15 protein-coding genes are annotated in these 14,582 nt (G+C 56.2%); all 15 read left to right on the top strand.

The window, feature by feature from the left end; all coding sequences use genetic code 11:
- Window positions 1-2 precede the first annotated feature (2 nt).
- The 15 genes from argJ to GXP52_03100 all read left to right on the top strand — a co-directional run bounded on the left by argJ (window position 3) and on the right by GXP52_03100 (window position 14,472).
- Window positions 3-1,199, top strand: a complete 1,197-nt coding sequence (gene argJ / locus GXP52_03030; protein ID NOY86260.1) for a bifunctional glutamate N-acetyltransferase/amino-acid acetyltransferase ArgJ — start codon at window positions 3-5, stop codon at window positions 1,197-1,199.
- A gap of 86 nt (window positions 1,200-1,285) precedes the next feature.
- Window positions 1,286-1,450, top strand: coding sequence for a hypothetical protein (locus GXP52_03035; protein ID NOY86261.1), 165 nt, complete (start codon window positions 1,286-1,288; stop codon window positions 1,448-1,450).
- Complete coding sequence (rpsB, locus tag GXP52_03040; protein ID NOY86262.1) at window positions 1,450-2,274, top strand: 30S ribosomal protein S2; 825 nt, start codon at window positions 1,450-1,452, stop codon at window positions 2,272-2,274. The genes GXP52_03035 and rpsB overlap by 1 nt, the downstream gene beginning before the upstream one ends.
- Window positions 2,271-2,891, top strand: a complete 621-nt coding sequence (tsf, locus tag GXP52_03045) for a translation elongation factor Ts (protein NOY86263.1) — start codon at window positions 2,271-2,273, stop codon at window positions 2,889-2,891. Before rpsB ends, tsf begins: the two co-directional genes overlap by 4 nt.
- A gap of 81 nt (window positions 2,892-2,972) precedes the next feature.
- Window positions 2,973-3,704: a UMP kinase gene (locus tag GXP52_03050; protein NOY86264.1), complete on the top strand. Its 732-nt coding sequence runs from the start codon at window positions 2,973-2,975 to the stop codon at window positions 3,702-3,704.
- A complete protein-coding gene (gene frr, locus GXP52_03055) occupies window positions 3,704-4,261 on the top strand; it encodes a ribosome recycling factor (GenBank protein ID NOY86265.1) in 558 nt (185 codons plus the stop codon). Before GXP52_03050 ends, frr begins: the two co-directional genes overlap by 1 nt.
- Before the next feature lie 84 nt (window positions 4,262-4,345).
- Window positions 4,346-5,038: a di-trans,poly-cis-decaprenylcistransferase gene (uppS, locus tag GXP52_03060; protein NOY86266.1), complete on the top strand. Its 693-nt coding sequence runs from the start codon at window positions 4,346-4,348 to the stop codon at window positions 5,036-5,038.
- On the top strand, window positions 5,035-5,829 hold the full coding sequence (locus GXP52_03065) for a phosphatidate cytidylyltransferase (protein NOY86267.1): 795 nt from the start codon (window positions 5,035-5,037) through the stop codon (window positions 5,827-5,829). The genes uppS and GXP52_03065 overlap by 4 nt, the downstream gene beginning before the upstream one ends.
- Window positions 5,829-6,995, top strand: a complete 1,167-nt coding sequence (locus GXP52_03070; protein NOY86268.1) for a 1-deoxy-D-xylulose-5-phosphate reductoisomerase — start codon at window positions 5,829-5,831, stop codon at window positions 6,993-6,995. The genes GXP52_03065 and GXP52_03070 overlap by 1 nt, the downstream gene beginning before the upstream one ends.
- The gene (rseP, locus tag GXP52_03075) at window positions 6,992-8,293 is read left to right on the top strand and encodes an RIP metalloprotease RseP (protein ID NOY86269.1); all 1,302 of its coding nucleotides are present in this window, start codon (window positions 6,992-6,994) and stop codon (window positions 8,291-8,293) included. Before GXP52_03070 ends, rseP begins: the two co-directional genes overlap by 4 nt.
- Complete coding sequence (gene ispG / locus GXP52_03080) at window positions 8,290-9,399, top strand: flavodoxin-dependent (E)-4-hydroxy-3-methylbut-2-enyl-diphosphate synthase (GenBank protein NOY86270.1); 1,110 nt, start codon at window positions 8,290-8,292, stop codon at window positions 9,397-9,399. Before rseP ends, ispG begins: the two co-directional genes overlap by 4 nt.
- Before the next feature lie 78 nt (window positions 9,400-9,477).
- The gene (locus tag GXP52_03085) at window positions 9,478-11,256 is read left to right on the top strand and encodes a proline--tRNA ligase (protein ID NOY86271.1); all 1,779 of its coding nucleotides are present in this window, start codon (window positions 9,478-9,480) and stop codon (window positions 11,254-11,256) included.
- A gap of 62 nt (window positions 11,257-11,318) precedes the next feature.
- Complete coding sequence (locus GXP52_03090) at window positions 11,319-12,644, top strand: glycosyltransferase family 9 protein (GenBank protein NOY86272.1); 1,326 nt, start codon at window positions 11,319-11,321, stop codon at window positions 12,642-12,644.
- A gap of 179 nt (window positions 12,645-12,823) precedes the next feature.
- Window positions 12,824-13,465: a LysE family transporter gene (locus GXP52_03095; protein NOY86273.1), complete on the top strand. Its 642-nt coding sequence runs from the start codon at window positions 12,824-12,826 to the stop codon at window positions 13,463-13,465.
- Between the two features lie 542 nt (window positions 13,466-14,007).
- The gene (locus GXP52_03100; protein NOY86274.1) at window positions 14,008-14,472 is read left to right on the top strand and encodes a ribosome maturation factor RimP; all 465 of its coding nucleotides are present in this window, start codon (window positions 14,008-14,010) and stop codon (window positions 14,470-14,472) included.
- Window positions 14,473-14,582 lie beyond the last annotated feature (110 nt).

A 14,582-nucleotide genomic window follows, 5' to 3' on the forward strand; every position in this document is an offset into this window, starting at 1 on the left:
CGATGGGACCTGTAAGAAATTTCAAGGTTGCGGGGTTTTCCGCCTCCGCCGTATCCGGTGATATTCGTAAAAAGGGAGATGGACGCCTGGATATGGGGCTGATCTTTTGTTCAACCGATGCGTCGGCCGCGGGAGTCTTTACCGGCAACAGCATGGCCGCCGCACCTGTGGTCCTGTGCCGGGAGAGGCTGGAAATAGGCACCGCGAGGGCGGTTCTTGTCAACAGTGGAAACGCCAACTGCATGACAGGACAGGCGGGGATGGAAAACGCCCGGAAGCTCTGTCGGGATGTGGGCCGGCTCCTGGGAATTTCCGAAGAATCGGTTCTGAACAGTTCCACCGGGGTTGTCGGGGTTCCCCTGCCCATTAAAGATATGGGTGCTGCCCTTGATCCCCTTGTCATGGGGCTTTCCGAGGATGGGATGGAGATATTCTCAAGGGCCATCCTGACCTCGGACACGCGCAGCAAGACGTCCGCTGTGGATCTGGACCTTTCAAGCGGTCCTGTCAGGGTCCTGGGTGTCGCCAAAGGGGCAGGGATGATTGCCCCGAATATGGCAACCATGCTCGCCTTCATTCTTACGGACGCGGCCGTTCCCCCCGGAGAACTTCATGGGACCCTGTACGATGCCGTGGAGGGGAGCTTTAATGCCGTAACGGTTGACGGTGACACAAGCACAAACGACACCGTCCTGATGCTGGCTTCCGGCATGGGACCCGCGCTTGGCAGCGATAGGGACAGACATCTTTTCAGAGATGGAGTCGGCGAGGTTTGTCGGGCATTGGCAAGACAGGTCGTTGCGGACGGCGAAGGGGCCGACAGGGTCGTGGAAGTGCTGGTGGTCGGAGCCGATGATAACTCCCAGGCAAAACTCGTCGCCCGTGCCGTAGCCCAAAGCCTGCTGGTGAAGACCGCCCTTGCCGCCGCCGACCCCAATTGGGGCAGGATTGCCGTCGCAGTGGGGTATTCCGGCGCCGGGGTTCACCCCGAGGACCTTTCCCTGTCCATAGGGGACGTAGCCGTATTGCGGGGAGGTGAACCTGTGTCAGGATACCGGGAGGAGGATGCGGCTAAGATCATGGTTCGGGACAGTTATACCATCAGGATCTCCCTGGGTTCCGGCACGGGCGCGGCATCCATGCTTACAACCGACCTTACGGAGGAGTATGTCAGGATCAACTGCGAATATCGAAGTTGATGCAGCACGCCTGTGAGACCTGTCGTTTCCCATTGCGGCCTTGACTGATTTCTGATACTTAAAACTGTTTGATGACTTCATTTATAATGACGCACGCCCTGGACCTTGCGAGTGGTGCCCGCCGTTGCCCTGAAACCCTTGGCCGAAATGCTCGATGCGCGGAGCTTTCGTCCGGGCTGGAAGGGTCTGGTGTGGTTCTCGATGGGGATGAACGGGCGGTGGAAAAAACCGAACGGAACAGGAGGAAGTAATGGCGATTATTACAATGAAGCAGCTTCTTGAAGCGGGGGTGCATTTCGGCCATCAGACCCGCCGGTGGAACCCGAAGATGGCGAAATATATTTTCGGTGATCGCAACGGGATCTACATTATAGATCTGCAGAAGACCCTGCGGTGTTTCAAAGAGGCCTACAGATTCGTCCGTGAGCTGTCCTCGGAGGGAGGGGTTATCCTTTTCGTGGGGACGAAGAAACAGGCACAGGACTCTATTGTCGAGGAATCAGGGCGTTGCCAGATGCCCTATGTAAATCACCGGTGGCTCGGTGGGCTTCTCACCAATTTTGCCACCATAAAGAAGAGCGTTGCCCGCCTGAAAATGATTCAGGCCATGGATAAGGAACAGGATTGGGGCGGCATTACCAAAAAGGAGATCCTGGGTCTGCAGAAAGAGAAGGACAAACTGGCCCGCAACCTTGAGGGCGTTAAAGACATGGGCAAACTTCCCGACGCGGTCTTTATCGTGGATCCTAAGAGAGAGGAAATCGCGGTAAAAGAGGTTCGCAAGCTCGGTATCCCTCTCATCGCCGTGGTTGACACAAACTGTGATCCGGACCTGGTGGACTACGTCATCCCCGGCAACGACGATGCCATACGGTCCATTCGGCTTTTCGCTTCAAAGATAGCCGACGCAGTGATCGAGGGACAACAGCTTGTAGGGGCTGACGATCTGGGTATGGTCACCGGCGCCGATGCCCCGGACGATAAACCGGTACCAGACGTGAATGAAGAGGCCGATGCCGCGGTCGGTGAGCCGGCCGTTGAAGAACCGGAGACAGCCGGTGAGGAGGAAAAGTGATGGGGATCAGTGCATCAATGGTTAAGGAACTCAGGGAAAAAACCGGGGCCGGTTTTATGGATTGCAAGACGGCCCTCGTGGAGTCCGATGGGGATGCCGAGAAGGCCGTCGCCTTCCTTCGCAAGAAGGGTCTGTCAGCAGCGGGGAAGAGGGCCGGTAAACAGGCCAGCGAGGGAGTTGTTGGATCCTACATCCACATGGGCGGCAAGATCGGGGTTCTCATCGAGGTAAATTGCGAGACCGATTTCGTGGCCAGAACCGATGATTTCAAGGACCTTGTCTCAGACTTGGCAATGCAGGTGGCCGCGGCCAATCCGCTGTACCTGCGGGCCGATGAGGTTCCGGAGGACCTCTTGAACAAGGAACGCGAGATTTACAGGGCTCAGGCCACAGAATCGGGCAAACCCGAGAAGATTGTCGACAAGATCGTTGACGGGAAAATTGACAAATACCTTCAGGAAATCTGCCTGGAGGATCAGGAATTCATAAGGGAGAAAGGAACCAAGGTCCTGGATTATGTCAAATCAGTAGCCGGAAAGTTGGGTGAGAACGTTCAGATACGGCGTTTCGCCCGTTTTGAAATCGGTGAAGGACAGGAAAAAACGGCTGCCTGTTAGCTAGCCCGCGAGGTAGGGGAAGGAAGCCATTCCCCACCGAAGGAAAAAGAATCGAAGAGACTTGTTGCGAGGTTGTCAAAATTGAGCAAAGCCAGGTCAAAATATAAGCGGGTTATCCTGAAGTTAAGCGGAGAGGCGCTCCTCGGGTCGCGACAGGCCGGGCTTGATTTTTCGGAGGTTGAGATCATCGCCAGGGAGGTTGCGGAGGTCCACAGTATGGGAGTGGACGTTGCCGTGGTTATCGGCGGTGGGAATATTTTCAGAGGCGCCGCCGACAGTGGTTCGGTCATTGGACGTACAACCGGGGATTACATGGGGATGATCGCAACGGTGATCAACGCCCTCGCCTTTCAGAGCACCCTTGAAAACCTTGGGGTTCCAACGAGGATTCAGTCCGCAATCGGGATGAGCCAGGTCGCCGAAGCCTACATACGGCGAAAGGCCATCAGGCATCTGGAGAAGGGAAGGGTAGTCATCTTCGCCGCCGGAACGGGCAACCCGTTTTTTACAACCGATACGGCCGCCGCCCTTCGCGCCATGGAGATCGGTGCGGATATACTCATGAAGGCTACGAAGGTGGATGGGGTGTATTCCCAGGATCCCATGACTCACCCCCAGGCCGAAAAGTTCGACAGGTTGACCTTTAAGGATGTTCTGAACAGAGGGTTGATGGTCATGGATGCCACCGCCATTGCCCTGTGCATGGACAACCATATGCCTATCGTGGTATTCAATCTGAAGGAACGCGGGAACATGATAAAGGCGGTGTTGGGGGAACCTGTCGGGACAATGGTGACAGGGGAGGAAGAGTGATGCTCAAGGAACTCTACCAGGATGCGGAAAACAATATGGGCAGATCCATTGAATCCCTTGGAAGGGAGCTGGCGACCCTCCGCACCGGAAGGGCTTCCCTTGCCATCCTTGACGGTATCACCGTCGATTATTACGATTCACCAACCCCTCTCAACCAGGTGGCCACCCTCTCCATCCCGGAAAGCCGTCTGATCGTTATCCAGCCCTGGGATCCGTCCCTGATCAAGGATATCGAGAAGAGCATCATGCGTTCGGACCTGGGTCTGACACCTTCGAATGACGGGAAGGTCATACGGATTCCCATACCCGCTCTAACCGAGGAGAGGCGTGTTCAGCTCGTAAAAGTGGCCAAACGCTACGGCGAGGATTGCAAGGTCGCCATCCGGAACCTCCGAAGGGACTCCATCGCTGAGGCCAAGAATTATGAAAAGGAAAAGATGATCTCCGAGGACGATCTTCGGCGGGCCCAGGATGAGATACAGAAGATAACGGATCGGTTCATTGCGAAGGTGGACAATGCTTTCCGAAACAAGGAAAAAGAGATCCTCGAGGTCTAAGGTCTCGCCGGCCCAACATCCCCCCGAACCAGCAGGTTCCTATATCCCGTGAGTGTTAAGATACCCGGCCATATCGCCATTATCATGGATGGCAACGGAAGGTGGGCCGAGGCCCGCGGGCTTCCCCGGATCGCCGGCCATCGGGCGGGAGTCCAGGCCGTTCGGACCGTGGTCGAGGAATGCGCGAGGCAGGGCGTGAAGTACCTGACCCTCTTCGCCTTCTCCCGGGAGAATTGGAGAAGGCCTCACGATGAGGTGGGGGGCCTTATGACCCTTCTCGACCAGTTCCTCAAAAGAGAGCTTAAAACCTTCATGAGGAATAACATCCGGCTGATGACCATCGGCAGGACTGCCGACATCCCCGAAAATGTGAAAAAAACACTCGACAAGGTTGTGGACGATTCAGCGGGCAACGATGGAACCACTCTTATTCTCGCCCTGAGCTACAGCGGACGTCAGGACATCCTGGATGCCGCCAGACGTTTCGCCGAGGAGGTCCTGAGATCGGGGGGCGATATGGACGCCCTCGATGAGGATGCCTTCGGCGCCTGCCTGGCCACTTCCGGGATTCCGGATCCCGACCTTCTCATAAGGACAAGCGGGGAGATGAGAATCAGCAACTTCCTCCTGTGGCAGATCGCCTACGCCGAGCTGTACATAACCGATAAGCTCTGGCCGGATTTTTCCAGGGAGGACCTTCAGCTTGCGTTAGAGGAGTACAGCCGGCGGGAACGGCGTTTCGGCATGACGTCCGGACAGGTGAGGAACCTGAAATGAAACGTGTCCTGTCGGCATTGGTCCTGGGTCCGGCCGTCCTCCTGATCCTTCTGGCTGCTCCCCCCCTCGTTGGTGTCATCCTGGTGGCCGCCATTAACGTCATCGCCGTAGTGGAGATGAGGAAATTGGTCGCCCCCGGGGAATCCTTCCCGACGGGTATGGCAATCCTTGGGGCTTTCATTATGCCCGCATGTGCCTGGAAGGGCGGGGAAACCGGACTGGCATCCGGTTTGGCCGCCTCGGTCCTGATCCTTATGATCGCCGGTCTTGTCGGGTATCGGGCCAAGGGTGCGGCTCGGGGCATTGCGAACGGTGTTTTCGTCCTCGTTTTTCCCGTATGGGCACTCACCCACGCGGTCCTTTTCCTGGGAGGCTCCCAGGGTCCGATAGCCCTGTTTTATCTCCTCCTCGTTATCTGGACGTGTGATACCTCCGCCTATCTTTTCGGGAGCGCCTTCGGCAAGAGGAAGCTGGCGCCCACCGTCAGCCCCAATAAATCAGTGGAGGGTTTTCTGGCCGGCCTGGTTTCCTCCCTGCCGGTTTCGGTGGCCTTCTATTACCTGTCTTCCCTCAACTGGAGCCTGAGTTTTATTATGGCAGCCGGCCTGATAATCGCTTTTGCCGGGCAGTTGGGGGATCTGGTGGAATCGGCCATTAAGAGGGGTGCCTCCGTGAAGGACTCAGGCTCCCTCATCCCGGGGCACGGAGGTATACTGGATCGGATTGACTCTCTTCTGTTCGCTGTTCCCGTTTTCTATTACCTCGTCCAACTTTCCCGGAGCGGGTTTTGATGAGGCGGTTATCGCTCATCGGTTCAACGGGATCCATCGGCAGAAACACCCTTGACGTTGCCGGGCGTATTCCACAGAATATCAAGGTTGTAGCGCTGGCTTCCAACTCCGATTTCGAGGGGATAGTCGGACAGGCGAGGCGGTTTCACCCGCTTCTTGTGTCCCTTTTTAATGAGGAATCGGCGGCACGTGCGGAAGAGATGCTTGTTGGAACCGGGATAACCGTTCTCTCGGGGCTCGATGGAATCCTTGAGGCCGCGACGCTCCGGGAAGCGGATATTGTGGTCTCCTCCGCCGTAGGGGCTGCCGGTATAATGCCGACCTTCGCCGCGGTTAGCGCCGGCAAGGTCGTAGCGTTGGCCAACAAGGAGGCCCTGGTGGCGGCGGGAGCCGCCATTACCATGGAGGCGGAACGGCATGGAGCGCGTCTCCTTCCTGTGGACAGCGAACACTCCGCTATCTTCCAGGTCCTCCTTGGACAGGACCGAAAGGGTGTCCGCAAGCTGATCCTGACCGCGTCGGGGGGGCCCTTCTTTGGAAAGGACTCAAGATTTCTTGATGGGGTAACCCCGGAAATGGCCCTGGATCACCCTCGCTGGAAGATGGGCCCCAAAGTCACGGTTGACTCGGCGACCATGATGAACAAAGGGTTTGAGATTATTGAGGCAAGCTGGTTATTCGGGCTTAACGGGGAATCCATTGACACCTTGATTCATCCCCAGAGCGTCGTTCACAGCATGGTGGAGTTTGTGGATGGCTCGACCCTTGCCCAGATGGGGATAACCGATATGCGTATTCCCATTTCCTTCGCTCTTTCCTATCCCGACAGGATGCCTTTGCCGTTCAAATCACTGGATCTCGCGGCGGTAAGAAACCTCGAATTTTTCAGGCCGGATGCACAGCAGTTTCCGTGTCTCAAGCTGGCCTATGATGCCTTGACGGCCGGCGGAGGCGTGCCGGCGGCCATGAACGCCGCTAACGAGGTGGCTGTTGAGTCTTTCCTGGATGGGAAGCTTCCGTTCAGAAAAATACAGGTCGTTGTCCGGAAGGTCATGGATCAGACCCCGCCTGCCGATGAATCAAAACTGACCGAGATCCTCCACTGCGACCGTTGGGCCAGGAAGGCCGCACGGTCCATTATCAGGGAGTTGAAATTTAAACCATGACTACCATCCTTTCTTTTATAGCAGTCCTTGGCATCCTTGTTCTCGTTCATGAGTCAGGCCATTTCCTGGTGGCAAAAGCCATGGGGGTTGGAGTTGACAGGTTCTCCTTAGGTTTTCCCCCGAAGATGTTCGGGGTAAAAAAAGGAGACACGGAATACTGCGTCTCGTGGATTCCCCTTGGAGGCTACGTCAAACTGCGGGGGGAGGACCCTGATGAGGTCGCAGATCCGCAGGATCCAAAGATGTACAGTACCCGTTCCCCGGGACAGCGGGCTGGAATCGTCGCGGCGGGACCTGTCATGAACCTCATCCTCGCTTTCATCCTGATGCCCATGATGTTCATGATCGGGATCAACATCCCGGCCTTCTTTGAGCGGCCCGTTGAAGTGGGTTGGGTTGCCCCCGATAGTCCTGCGGAGGCGGCCGGGCTCCGGCCCGGGGACCTTGTGGTCAGGTTTAACGGAGAGAAGACCGGCGACTGGGAGGCCCTTTTCAAGGCCGTATCCGCAGCCGCCGGTGAGACGGCCACCGTTGACCTGGTCAGGGACAACCGTACGCTTTCCATCGTCGTGGCGGGAAAGGACCTTAAAGGGAACAGCGGGCTCGGTGTTTTCCCCCCCATGGCTCCTGTTGTCGGTTCCCTCGCGCCCGGATATCCCGCTGAGAAGTCCGGGATAAAGGAGGGAGACCTGATTCTGGCTGTTGGAGGGCTGCCCGTTACCCACTGGAACGAAATGGCCCAGGTCATTCACGGAAGCCCCGATAAAACCATCACCGTCGTGGTGAAAAGGGGCAGCGAGAAACTGCAGGTTCAGGTGACCCCCCGTCTGGACGAAAAAACCGGACGGGGTTTTATCGGTATTTCACCCAAGAGTGAAACAATCACCCGGCGGTTCGGGTTCATGGAGTCCATTTCCAGGGGGTTTAAGCGAAACATTGAGCTGCTGAAACTGACCTTCGGCTTCCTATGGGACATGATCACCCTCCACGCCTCCATAAAATTTCTGGGCGGTCCAATCATGATCTTCCAGGTGACCGGCCAGGCGGCCCGGGCCGGCCTTTCCGAGTTTATCGCGTTTATGGCGTTTTTAAGCCTGCAGCTTGGAATTCTCAATCTACTGCCTGTCCCGGTACTCGACGGCGGGCACCTTTTCTTCCTGGGATTGGAAAAGATCAAGGGAAGGCCCCTTACTCCTCATGTTCGTGAGACCGCCCAGCGGATAGGGTTCGCTCTTCTTATCCTTCTCATTGTCGTCGTTTCCTACAATGATATACTGCGGCTTTTTTCGGGCAGATGACCTTGCCGGCAAACAGTGTGACGGCCCCCCGGAGGCTTACCCGGAGTATTGAGGTTGGGCGCGTTGCGGTGGGGGGAGAGGCCCCGGTCTCCGTTCAGTCCATGACGAATACGCCCACCGCGGATGTGGATGGAACACTGGCCCAGGTGCAGGCCCTCGCCCAGGCGGGATGTGATATCATTCGAATTTCCGTCCCCGACATCCCTTCCCTCGAAGGTTTTGCCCGGCTGAGGGCCAACGTGAGGGTTCCCCTGGTCGCCGATATCCATTTTGACTACCGTCTTGCCGTCGGGGCCCTTGACGCCGGGGCCGACGGCGTGAGAATAAATCCGGGCAACATCGGGTCGGTAAAAAAAGTCGGGGAAGTGATCAGGGCCGCCGCGGATAAGGGAGCTTCCGTCAGGATCGGTGTCAACGCCGGATCCCTCGAGAGGGATATCCTCAAGTCATATGGGCACCCAACCCCCGGGGCGCTGGTGGAAAGCTGTCTGCGCTCCGTGGACCTGGTGGAGGGGATGGGGTTTCACGAACTCAAACTCTCCGTCAAGGCGTCCGGCCCCATGGAAACGGTGGAAGCCTATCGCCTCCTGTCCGAGGAGGTCGATTATCCGCTCCATATCGGTGTTACTGAGGCAGGTACCGCCCTTTGCGGCTCGGTGAGGACTTCTGTGGCTCTGGGGCTTCTTCTTTCAGAGGGAATAGGCGACACGCTCAGGGTTTCCCTGTCGGGGGACCCGGTTCCCGAGGTCCGAGCCGGCATCGAGATCCTTCAGTCCCTGGGAATGAGGGGCGGTCCATGGGTTGTGGCCTGCCCAACCTGCGCCCGAACCGAGGTGGACGTGGCGGGTCTGGCCGCCGAGGTGGAAAAGCGGTTGAGGGACATATCCGCTCCGCTGAAGGTGGCCGTAATGGGATGTCCCGTAAATGGGCCGGGAGAGGCCCGGGAATCCGACGCGGGCATCGCAGGGGGGAAAGGCGTCGCCATCCTTTTCGTGGAGGGGAAGGTTAAAGGGAAGGTGGGACTCCACGAGGCCGTGGATGCTTTGATGGATGAGGTGAGAAGACTGGAGCAGAAGTGGACGAAGGCACAGGGGGTAGAGAAGTAAGGGACTCTGGACTCTGGACACTGGACTCTGGACACTGGACTCTGGACCAGGGATTAACAACCCGATACGGGAGAATTCATGAAATATTCGAAATATTTCCTTCCAACGCTTCGTGAGGTGCCCGCGGACGCTGAAATCGTCAGTCATCAGCTCATGTTGAGGGCCGGGATGATACGCCGAGTCGCCGCCGGGATTTACGATATCCTGCCCATGGGACTCAGGGTCATCCGGAAGGTGGAGGGTATCATCAGGGAGGAGATGGACCGCGCCGGGGGCATTGAGGTTATTCTCCCGAGCATTCAGCCTGCCGAACTCTGGGGAGAAACGGGCCGCTGGGACTTCTACGGAAAGGAGCTGCTTCGCATAAAAGACCGCCATGGCCGTGAATTCTGCTACGGCCCTACCCACGAGGAGATCGTGACCGACCTTGTAAGGCGGGAGATCCGTTCCTACAGACAGTTGCCCGTTACGCTCTATCAGATCCAGACAAAATTCCGGGACGAGATCAGGCCGCGTTTCGGCCTCATGAGGGGGCGTGAGTTCACTATGAAGGACGCCTATTCCTTCGACAGGGACAAGGACGGGGCGGAGGCCAGCTACAGGGCGATGTACGATGCCTACACGGCCATCTTCTCACGCTGTGGTCTTGAGTTCAGGGCTGTTGAGGCCGATACGGGAAAGATCGGTGGAAGCCTGTCCCATGAATTCATGGTATTGGCGGATACGGGGGAGGACCGGGTGGTAAGCTGTGATTCATGTGATTACGCCGCCAACCTTGAGATGGCGGATGTTGCCTCCTCCACCGGTGATCCAGTCGTGGAAGCTATGGGGGAGAGCAAGTCCGGGGGCTCTGCGGCGCCCGGTACCGGCGGGAAGGGGACTCGGAAAGTTAAAACCCCGGGGCGGCGGACCGTGGACGAAGTCACGGCGTTTCTCGGTCTGGAACCTACCGATCTTGTCAAGACGATTATCCTGTCGGGAGAGAAAAAGGCCGTGGCCGTACTCGTGCGCGGGGACCACGAGGTCAATCCGGTCAAGGTACGTCGGATGTTGGGCGATGAGACCATGGACCTGGCTGACCCCGAAGTGGTGGAAAGGGTCACCGGTGCCCCCACAGGTTTTGCCGGTCCTCTGGGAATCGATCTTCCGGTATATGCCGACAACGCCGTTGCCTTCATGTCGAACTTCGTCACGGGCGGCAATGAGAAGGACGTCCATGTGGTAGGTGTTGACCTTTCCCTGTTTGAGGTGACGGCTTTTGCCGACCTGAGAGAGGCCCGGGAGGGGGATCCATGTCCCCGGTGCGGGGGAAAGTTGTCTTTCCTCCGGGGGATCGAGGTGGGGCACATATTCTACCTCGGCAAAAAATACAGTGAGGCCATGAAAGCCGTCTTTCTGGATGAGACAGGCCAGGAGAGGACTATCGAGATGGGCTGCTTTGGAATCGGGGTTGGAAGGACCGTTGCAGCTTCCATAGAACAGAATTATGATGAAAGGGGTATTATCTGGCCTCTCCCCATTGCGCCGTTCGCCGCAAGCCTCCTCTGCCTGAACATCACCGATCCCGAGGTACACGAGGCCGCGGACAGGATCTATGCCGCCCTGTGCGATGGGGGTGTGGAAGTCCTGTACGATGATCGGGATGAGCGTCCCGGCGTCAAGTTCAACGATGCGGACCTGACAGGGATTCCCATCAGGGTGACGGTTGGTAAGAAGGGCCTGAAGGAGGGAAACGTGGAGCTGCGTCACCGGGCGACCGGGGAGGAAAGCAAGGTTCCCGTGGAGGGTGTTGTCCGGGCGGTCAGAGAACTCATCCGGGGCGCGAGGCAGGCGTCATTCAGCGATCACAACGAATAAAAGACAGTTTTTTTCATCTGACATCCACGCTGACGGACAGATTCCCACGGTTCGGCGCGCGGTTGCTGGATCTTCTTCTGTCCAATTCACCCATAAACAGAATCCTTTTGGAATCCGCCCTGAAGGCCGGCAGGAAAAGGTTGAGCCGTGCACTCAAAAATGGATTTCGCCGTATATTGGTGGTGGGCGATCTGAACATTGGAGATGCGGTTAACCTGCAGGTGGCCGTCTGTGCCCTGAAGCGGTTTTTCCCGGATGCGCGGATCGACTATGTCGTCAACCGTAATGCAGAGCCGTTGATTCAGGGCAATCCGCATATATCGGTCCTTCTTCCTGTTTTCAGCGGTTCCCCCGTACCGGATGACGGCGATATCGAGGCTTTGAGGGATGCTGTACAAAAGGAAGATTACGATGTCATATTCAATTTCTGTCCGTTTTTTGATGCTTCGGTTTTCAGCGGAAGCGCCGGGGGCCCGATTGTAATCGGCCCTGATGCGATGGTCTATATGCTTCTGTACGGGGACCATGAGAAAAACCGGATAAACAATATCCTGTATCAGGCGGATCAGTTCATTTACGCGCTCCTTTCGGATATAACAGGTCTGGAAAGGAAGAGAACCTTCAGGGGGACGACCGTCTATCTTTCAGATGACGCCCTGGTGAAGGCAGAGGAGTTTCTGGTCCATGAAGGAATTTTTCACGGAGGGCCCATACTGCTTTACAATCCCGATACGACTTCCCCGTTTACACGGATTCCCCTGGATTATCAGGCGGACCTGTTGAAAAGACTCCTGAGATCGGCTGGGGGCGTTACTATCCTGATGGGCGCCGGGCATGTAAAGAAGGGCATTGAACAGGCCCTCCTGGAAATGCTCCCGGCGGATATGCGGGGGAAAATACATATCGTACCTGAATCAATTCCCCTGGATTGCTATGTCGCACTGATTGATCTCTCAGACGTTTACATTACGGGTGATACGGGCCCTCTCCATCTGGCATCGGCCTTGAAAGTTTCAAAATCCGGCAGGTCTGTTTTCAGGAACCGGACCGCCGTATTCTCAATATTCGGCGCCACATCTTCGAGGATCTATGGGTACGATTCCAATTTGAAAGGTTATCTTCCCTCGCATCAGAATGCGTCTTCGAATGTTTATGTCTCGAAAAGCCCATGCCGAAACATTACATGTGTAAACAAAAGGGCAAAAACGTGCCGGAAGGTTCGCTGCTTTGATTACCTGGACACGGAGAAGATCGCGGGGGACGTGACAGACTACCTGAAACGCGGAACGCGTTTCAGAGTCCAGAGTCCGGAGTCCGGAGTCCAGAGTCCAGAGAGGGGAAAGGCGGATGCGGGGATGCCCCTCGACGAGACTCGGGGCAGGCGGTGACGAGGAGGTACATGAGTGCTTGGGAGCATGGGCGAATGGAAGAGTGGCCACGGAGACACGGGGGTATGGGGGTATGGGTGTATGGAAGTTTGGCTATCGAGGTGTCGAGGTATCGAAGTTACTGAAACTCTGGACACTGGACTCTGGACCTTGGACTCTTTTTTTAGAGGTTCTATGAATTGAAACTCTTATTGCTGATGCCCCTGGTTTACGTGATGGGATTCCTCACAGCCATTCCCATCGGGGCCACCCAAATAGAAATTGCAAAGCGTTCCCTGAACGGTTATGTGCCCCAGGCGATGATGGTCGTGCTGGGTTCTGTAATATCGGATGTGATGTATGGTTTTATAGCCATGTTCGGTTTCGCGCCGTTTCTGCACAACAGAAAGGTCGAGGCGATCTTCTGGCTAGCGGGGGCGGGGATCCTGGCGATATTGGGTATTTTTACGATTACCCGGCACGGGAGCCGGAAAGAGATAAAGGTTAAGGATGTATTGCTTGAAGATTACGGCCTGTCTCTCTTTGTGGGGTTTTCCCTGGCCGTCATCAATCCGCCCATGATGCTCTGGTGGCTGGTATGCGCCTCCTTTGTCAAGAGCCTGGGGCTGGTTCAAAGCTACAACGCGGTATCTTCATCCCTGTTTCTTCTGGCGGGTGGATTGGGGATCGCCTCCTATCTGACTGTTTTGGCCCTGGCGTTGAAAAAGGCCGGCAGGTTCATCACCCCAAAACTTGAGCATAGGATCACGGTATTTTTAGGGGCTGTTCTCCTGCTCCTGTCGATCTATTTCCTGGTCCGCTTCATAATGGTGTTTGTGTAAAGACAGTTCCTGGTTCCTAGTGCTTAGTGCCTGGTTAAATTCAAGTTCAAACCGCGCATTTCCTGAAACACCAGGAACTAGGTACCAGGAACTGCTCTTCCATGCTCCGTGTCCCCGCGTCTGCTTTTTCTCTGGACTCTGGACCCTGGACTCTGGACTTCCTGTCACGCCGGCCTGTCACGTCGTAGTTCAGGGAACGAAGGCGGATGAACCCTGGACTATCCCTGCTCCACTCCGGGTATTGCATTGCCCATGGGGTTATGCTAAATACTACCCGGTTATCGCTTCTTTAACGGTGGATTTATTGCGAGTCCACCCAGAAGGCTCTGAGCAGTGTGCGTGGTCTTGAGAACACCGGGTTATCTTCGTTTAAGAGCGGCAAGTCCCGCTCTTTTGTATTTTATGGGTCGAATTTTGATGACTTTGCAAAAAGTCATCAAAGCGCCCGCTTAGGGGCGCTCAAATCGAAGATTTGTGAGGAAAGTGAAAATGACACTTTTCGCTTTTCTTCGCTGTTTACGGTCTGATATCGAGGCACGGCCATGGACACCCACGGCATAGTAGACTATATCACCCGGATTGTGGAGCCTATTACCGGACGGCTTGGCCTTGAGTTGGTGGATGTGGCCTTCAGGAGCGAGGATGGACGGTGGGTCCTGAGGGTGACCATTGATCATGAAGATGGGGTGAAGGTGGCTCACTGCACGGCGGTAAGCAAGGAATTGGGCGTTCACCTTGAGGTGGAAGATCCGATTTCCGTTCGGTATCACCTTGAGGTCTCATCTCCGGGTCTTGACAGACCGCTGAAGAATGAGGGGGATTTTGAACGCTTTGCGGGGCGTCAGATCCTTATCAGAACCCATCGATCGGTTGCAGGAAGAAAGAAGATCCGAGGGATTCTGGAGGGCGTCGAAAACGGGATGGCGCAGGTGCGGATGGCCGATGGGACCCTGGTGGAAGTGCCCATGGAAGATATGTCCTCCGCAAGGCTTGATTTCAGCCTTTGATGACTTCGTAAAAAGTCATAAATGGACTTTTTACGGCCCTATCAATCTTTAGAAATGGAAAGAGGCCCGCATCGCAATTGTGCCGGATGGGGGCGTTAAGAAGAGGGGTA

Source organism: Deltaproteobacteria bacterium, assembly GCA_013151915.1.
GTDB lineage: Bacteria > BMS3Abin14 > BMS3Abin14 > BMS3Abin14 > BMS3Abin14 > BMS3ABIN14.

Coding starts and splice junctions, on each gene's coding strand:
- GXP52_03065 (NOY86267.1), top strand. CDS start 5,035: ATGAAACGTGTCCTGTCGGCATTGGTCCTGGGTCCGGCCGTCCTCCTG.
- rseP (NOY86269.1), top strand. CDS start 6,992: ATGACTACCATCCTTTCTTTTATAGCAGTCCTTGGCATCCTTGTTCTC.
- ispG (NOY86270.1), top strand. CDS start 8,290: ATGACCTTGCCGGCAAACAGTGTGACGGCCCCCCGGAGGCTTACCCGG.
- argJ (NOY86260.1), top strand. CDS start 3: ATGGGACCTGTAAGAAATTTCAAGGTTGCGGGGTTTTCCGCCTCCGCC.
- rpsB (NOY86262.1), top strand. CDS start 1,450: ATGGCGATTATTACAATGAAGCAGCTTCTTGAAGCGGGGGTGCATTTC.
- GXP52_03085 (NOY86271.1), top strand. CDS start 9,478: ATGAAATATTCGAAATATTTCCTTCCAACGCTTCGTGAGGTGCCCGCG.
- GXP52_03035 (NOY86261.1), top strand. CDS start 1,286: ATGACGCACGCCCTGGACCTTGCGAGTGGTGCCCGCCGTTGCCCTGAA.
- GXP52_03070 (NOY86268.1), top strand. CDS start 5,829: ATGAGGCGGTTATCGCTCATCGGTTCAACGGGATCCATCGGCAGAAAC.
- uppS (NOY86266.1), top strand. CDS start 4,346: ATGGATGGCAACGGAAGGTGGGCCGAGGCCCGCGGGCTTCCCCGGATC.
- GXP52_03100 (NOY86274.1), top strand. CDS start 14,008: ATGGACACCCACGGCATAGTAGACTATATCACCCGGATTGTGGAGCCT.
- frr (NOY86265.1), top strand. CDS start 3,704: ATGCTCAAGGAACTCTACCAGGATGCGGAAAACAATATGGGCAGATCC.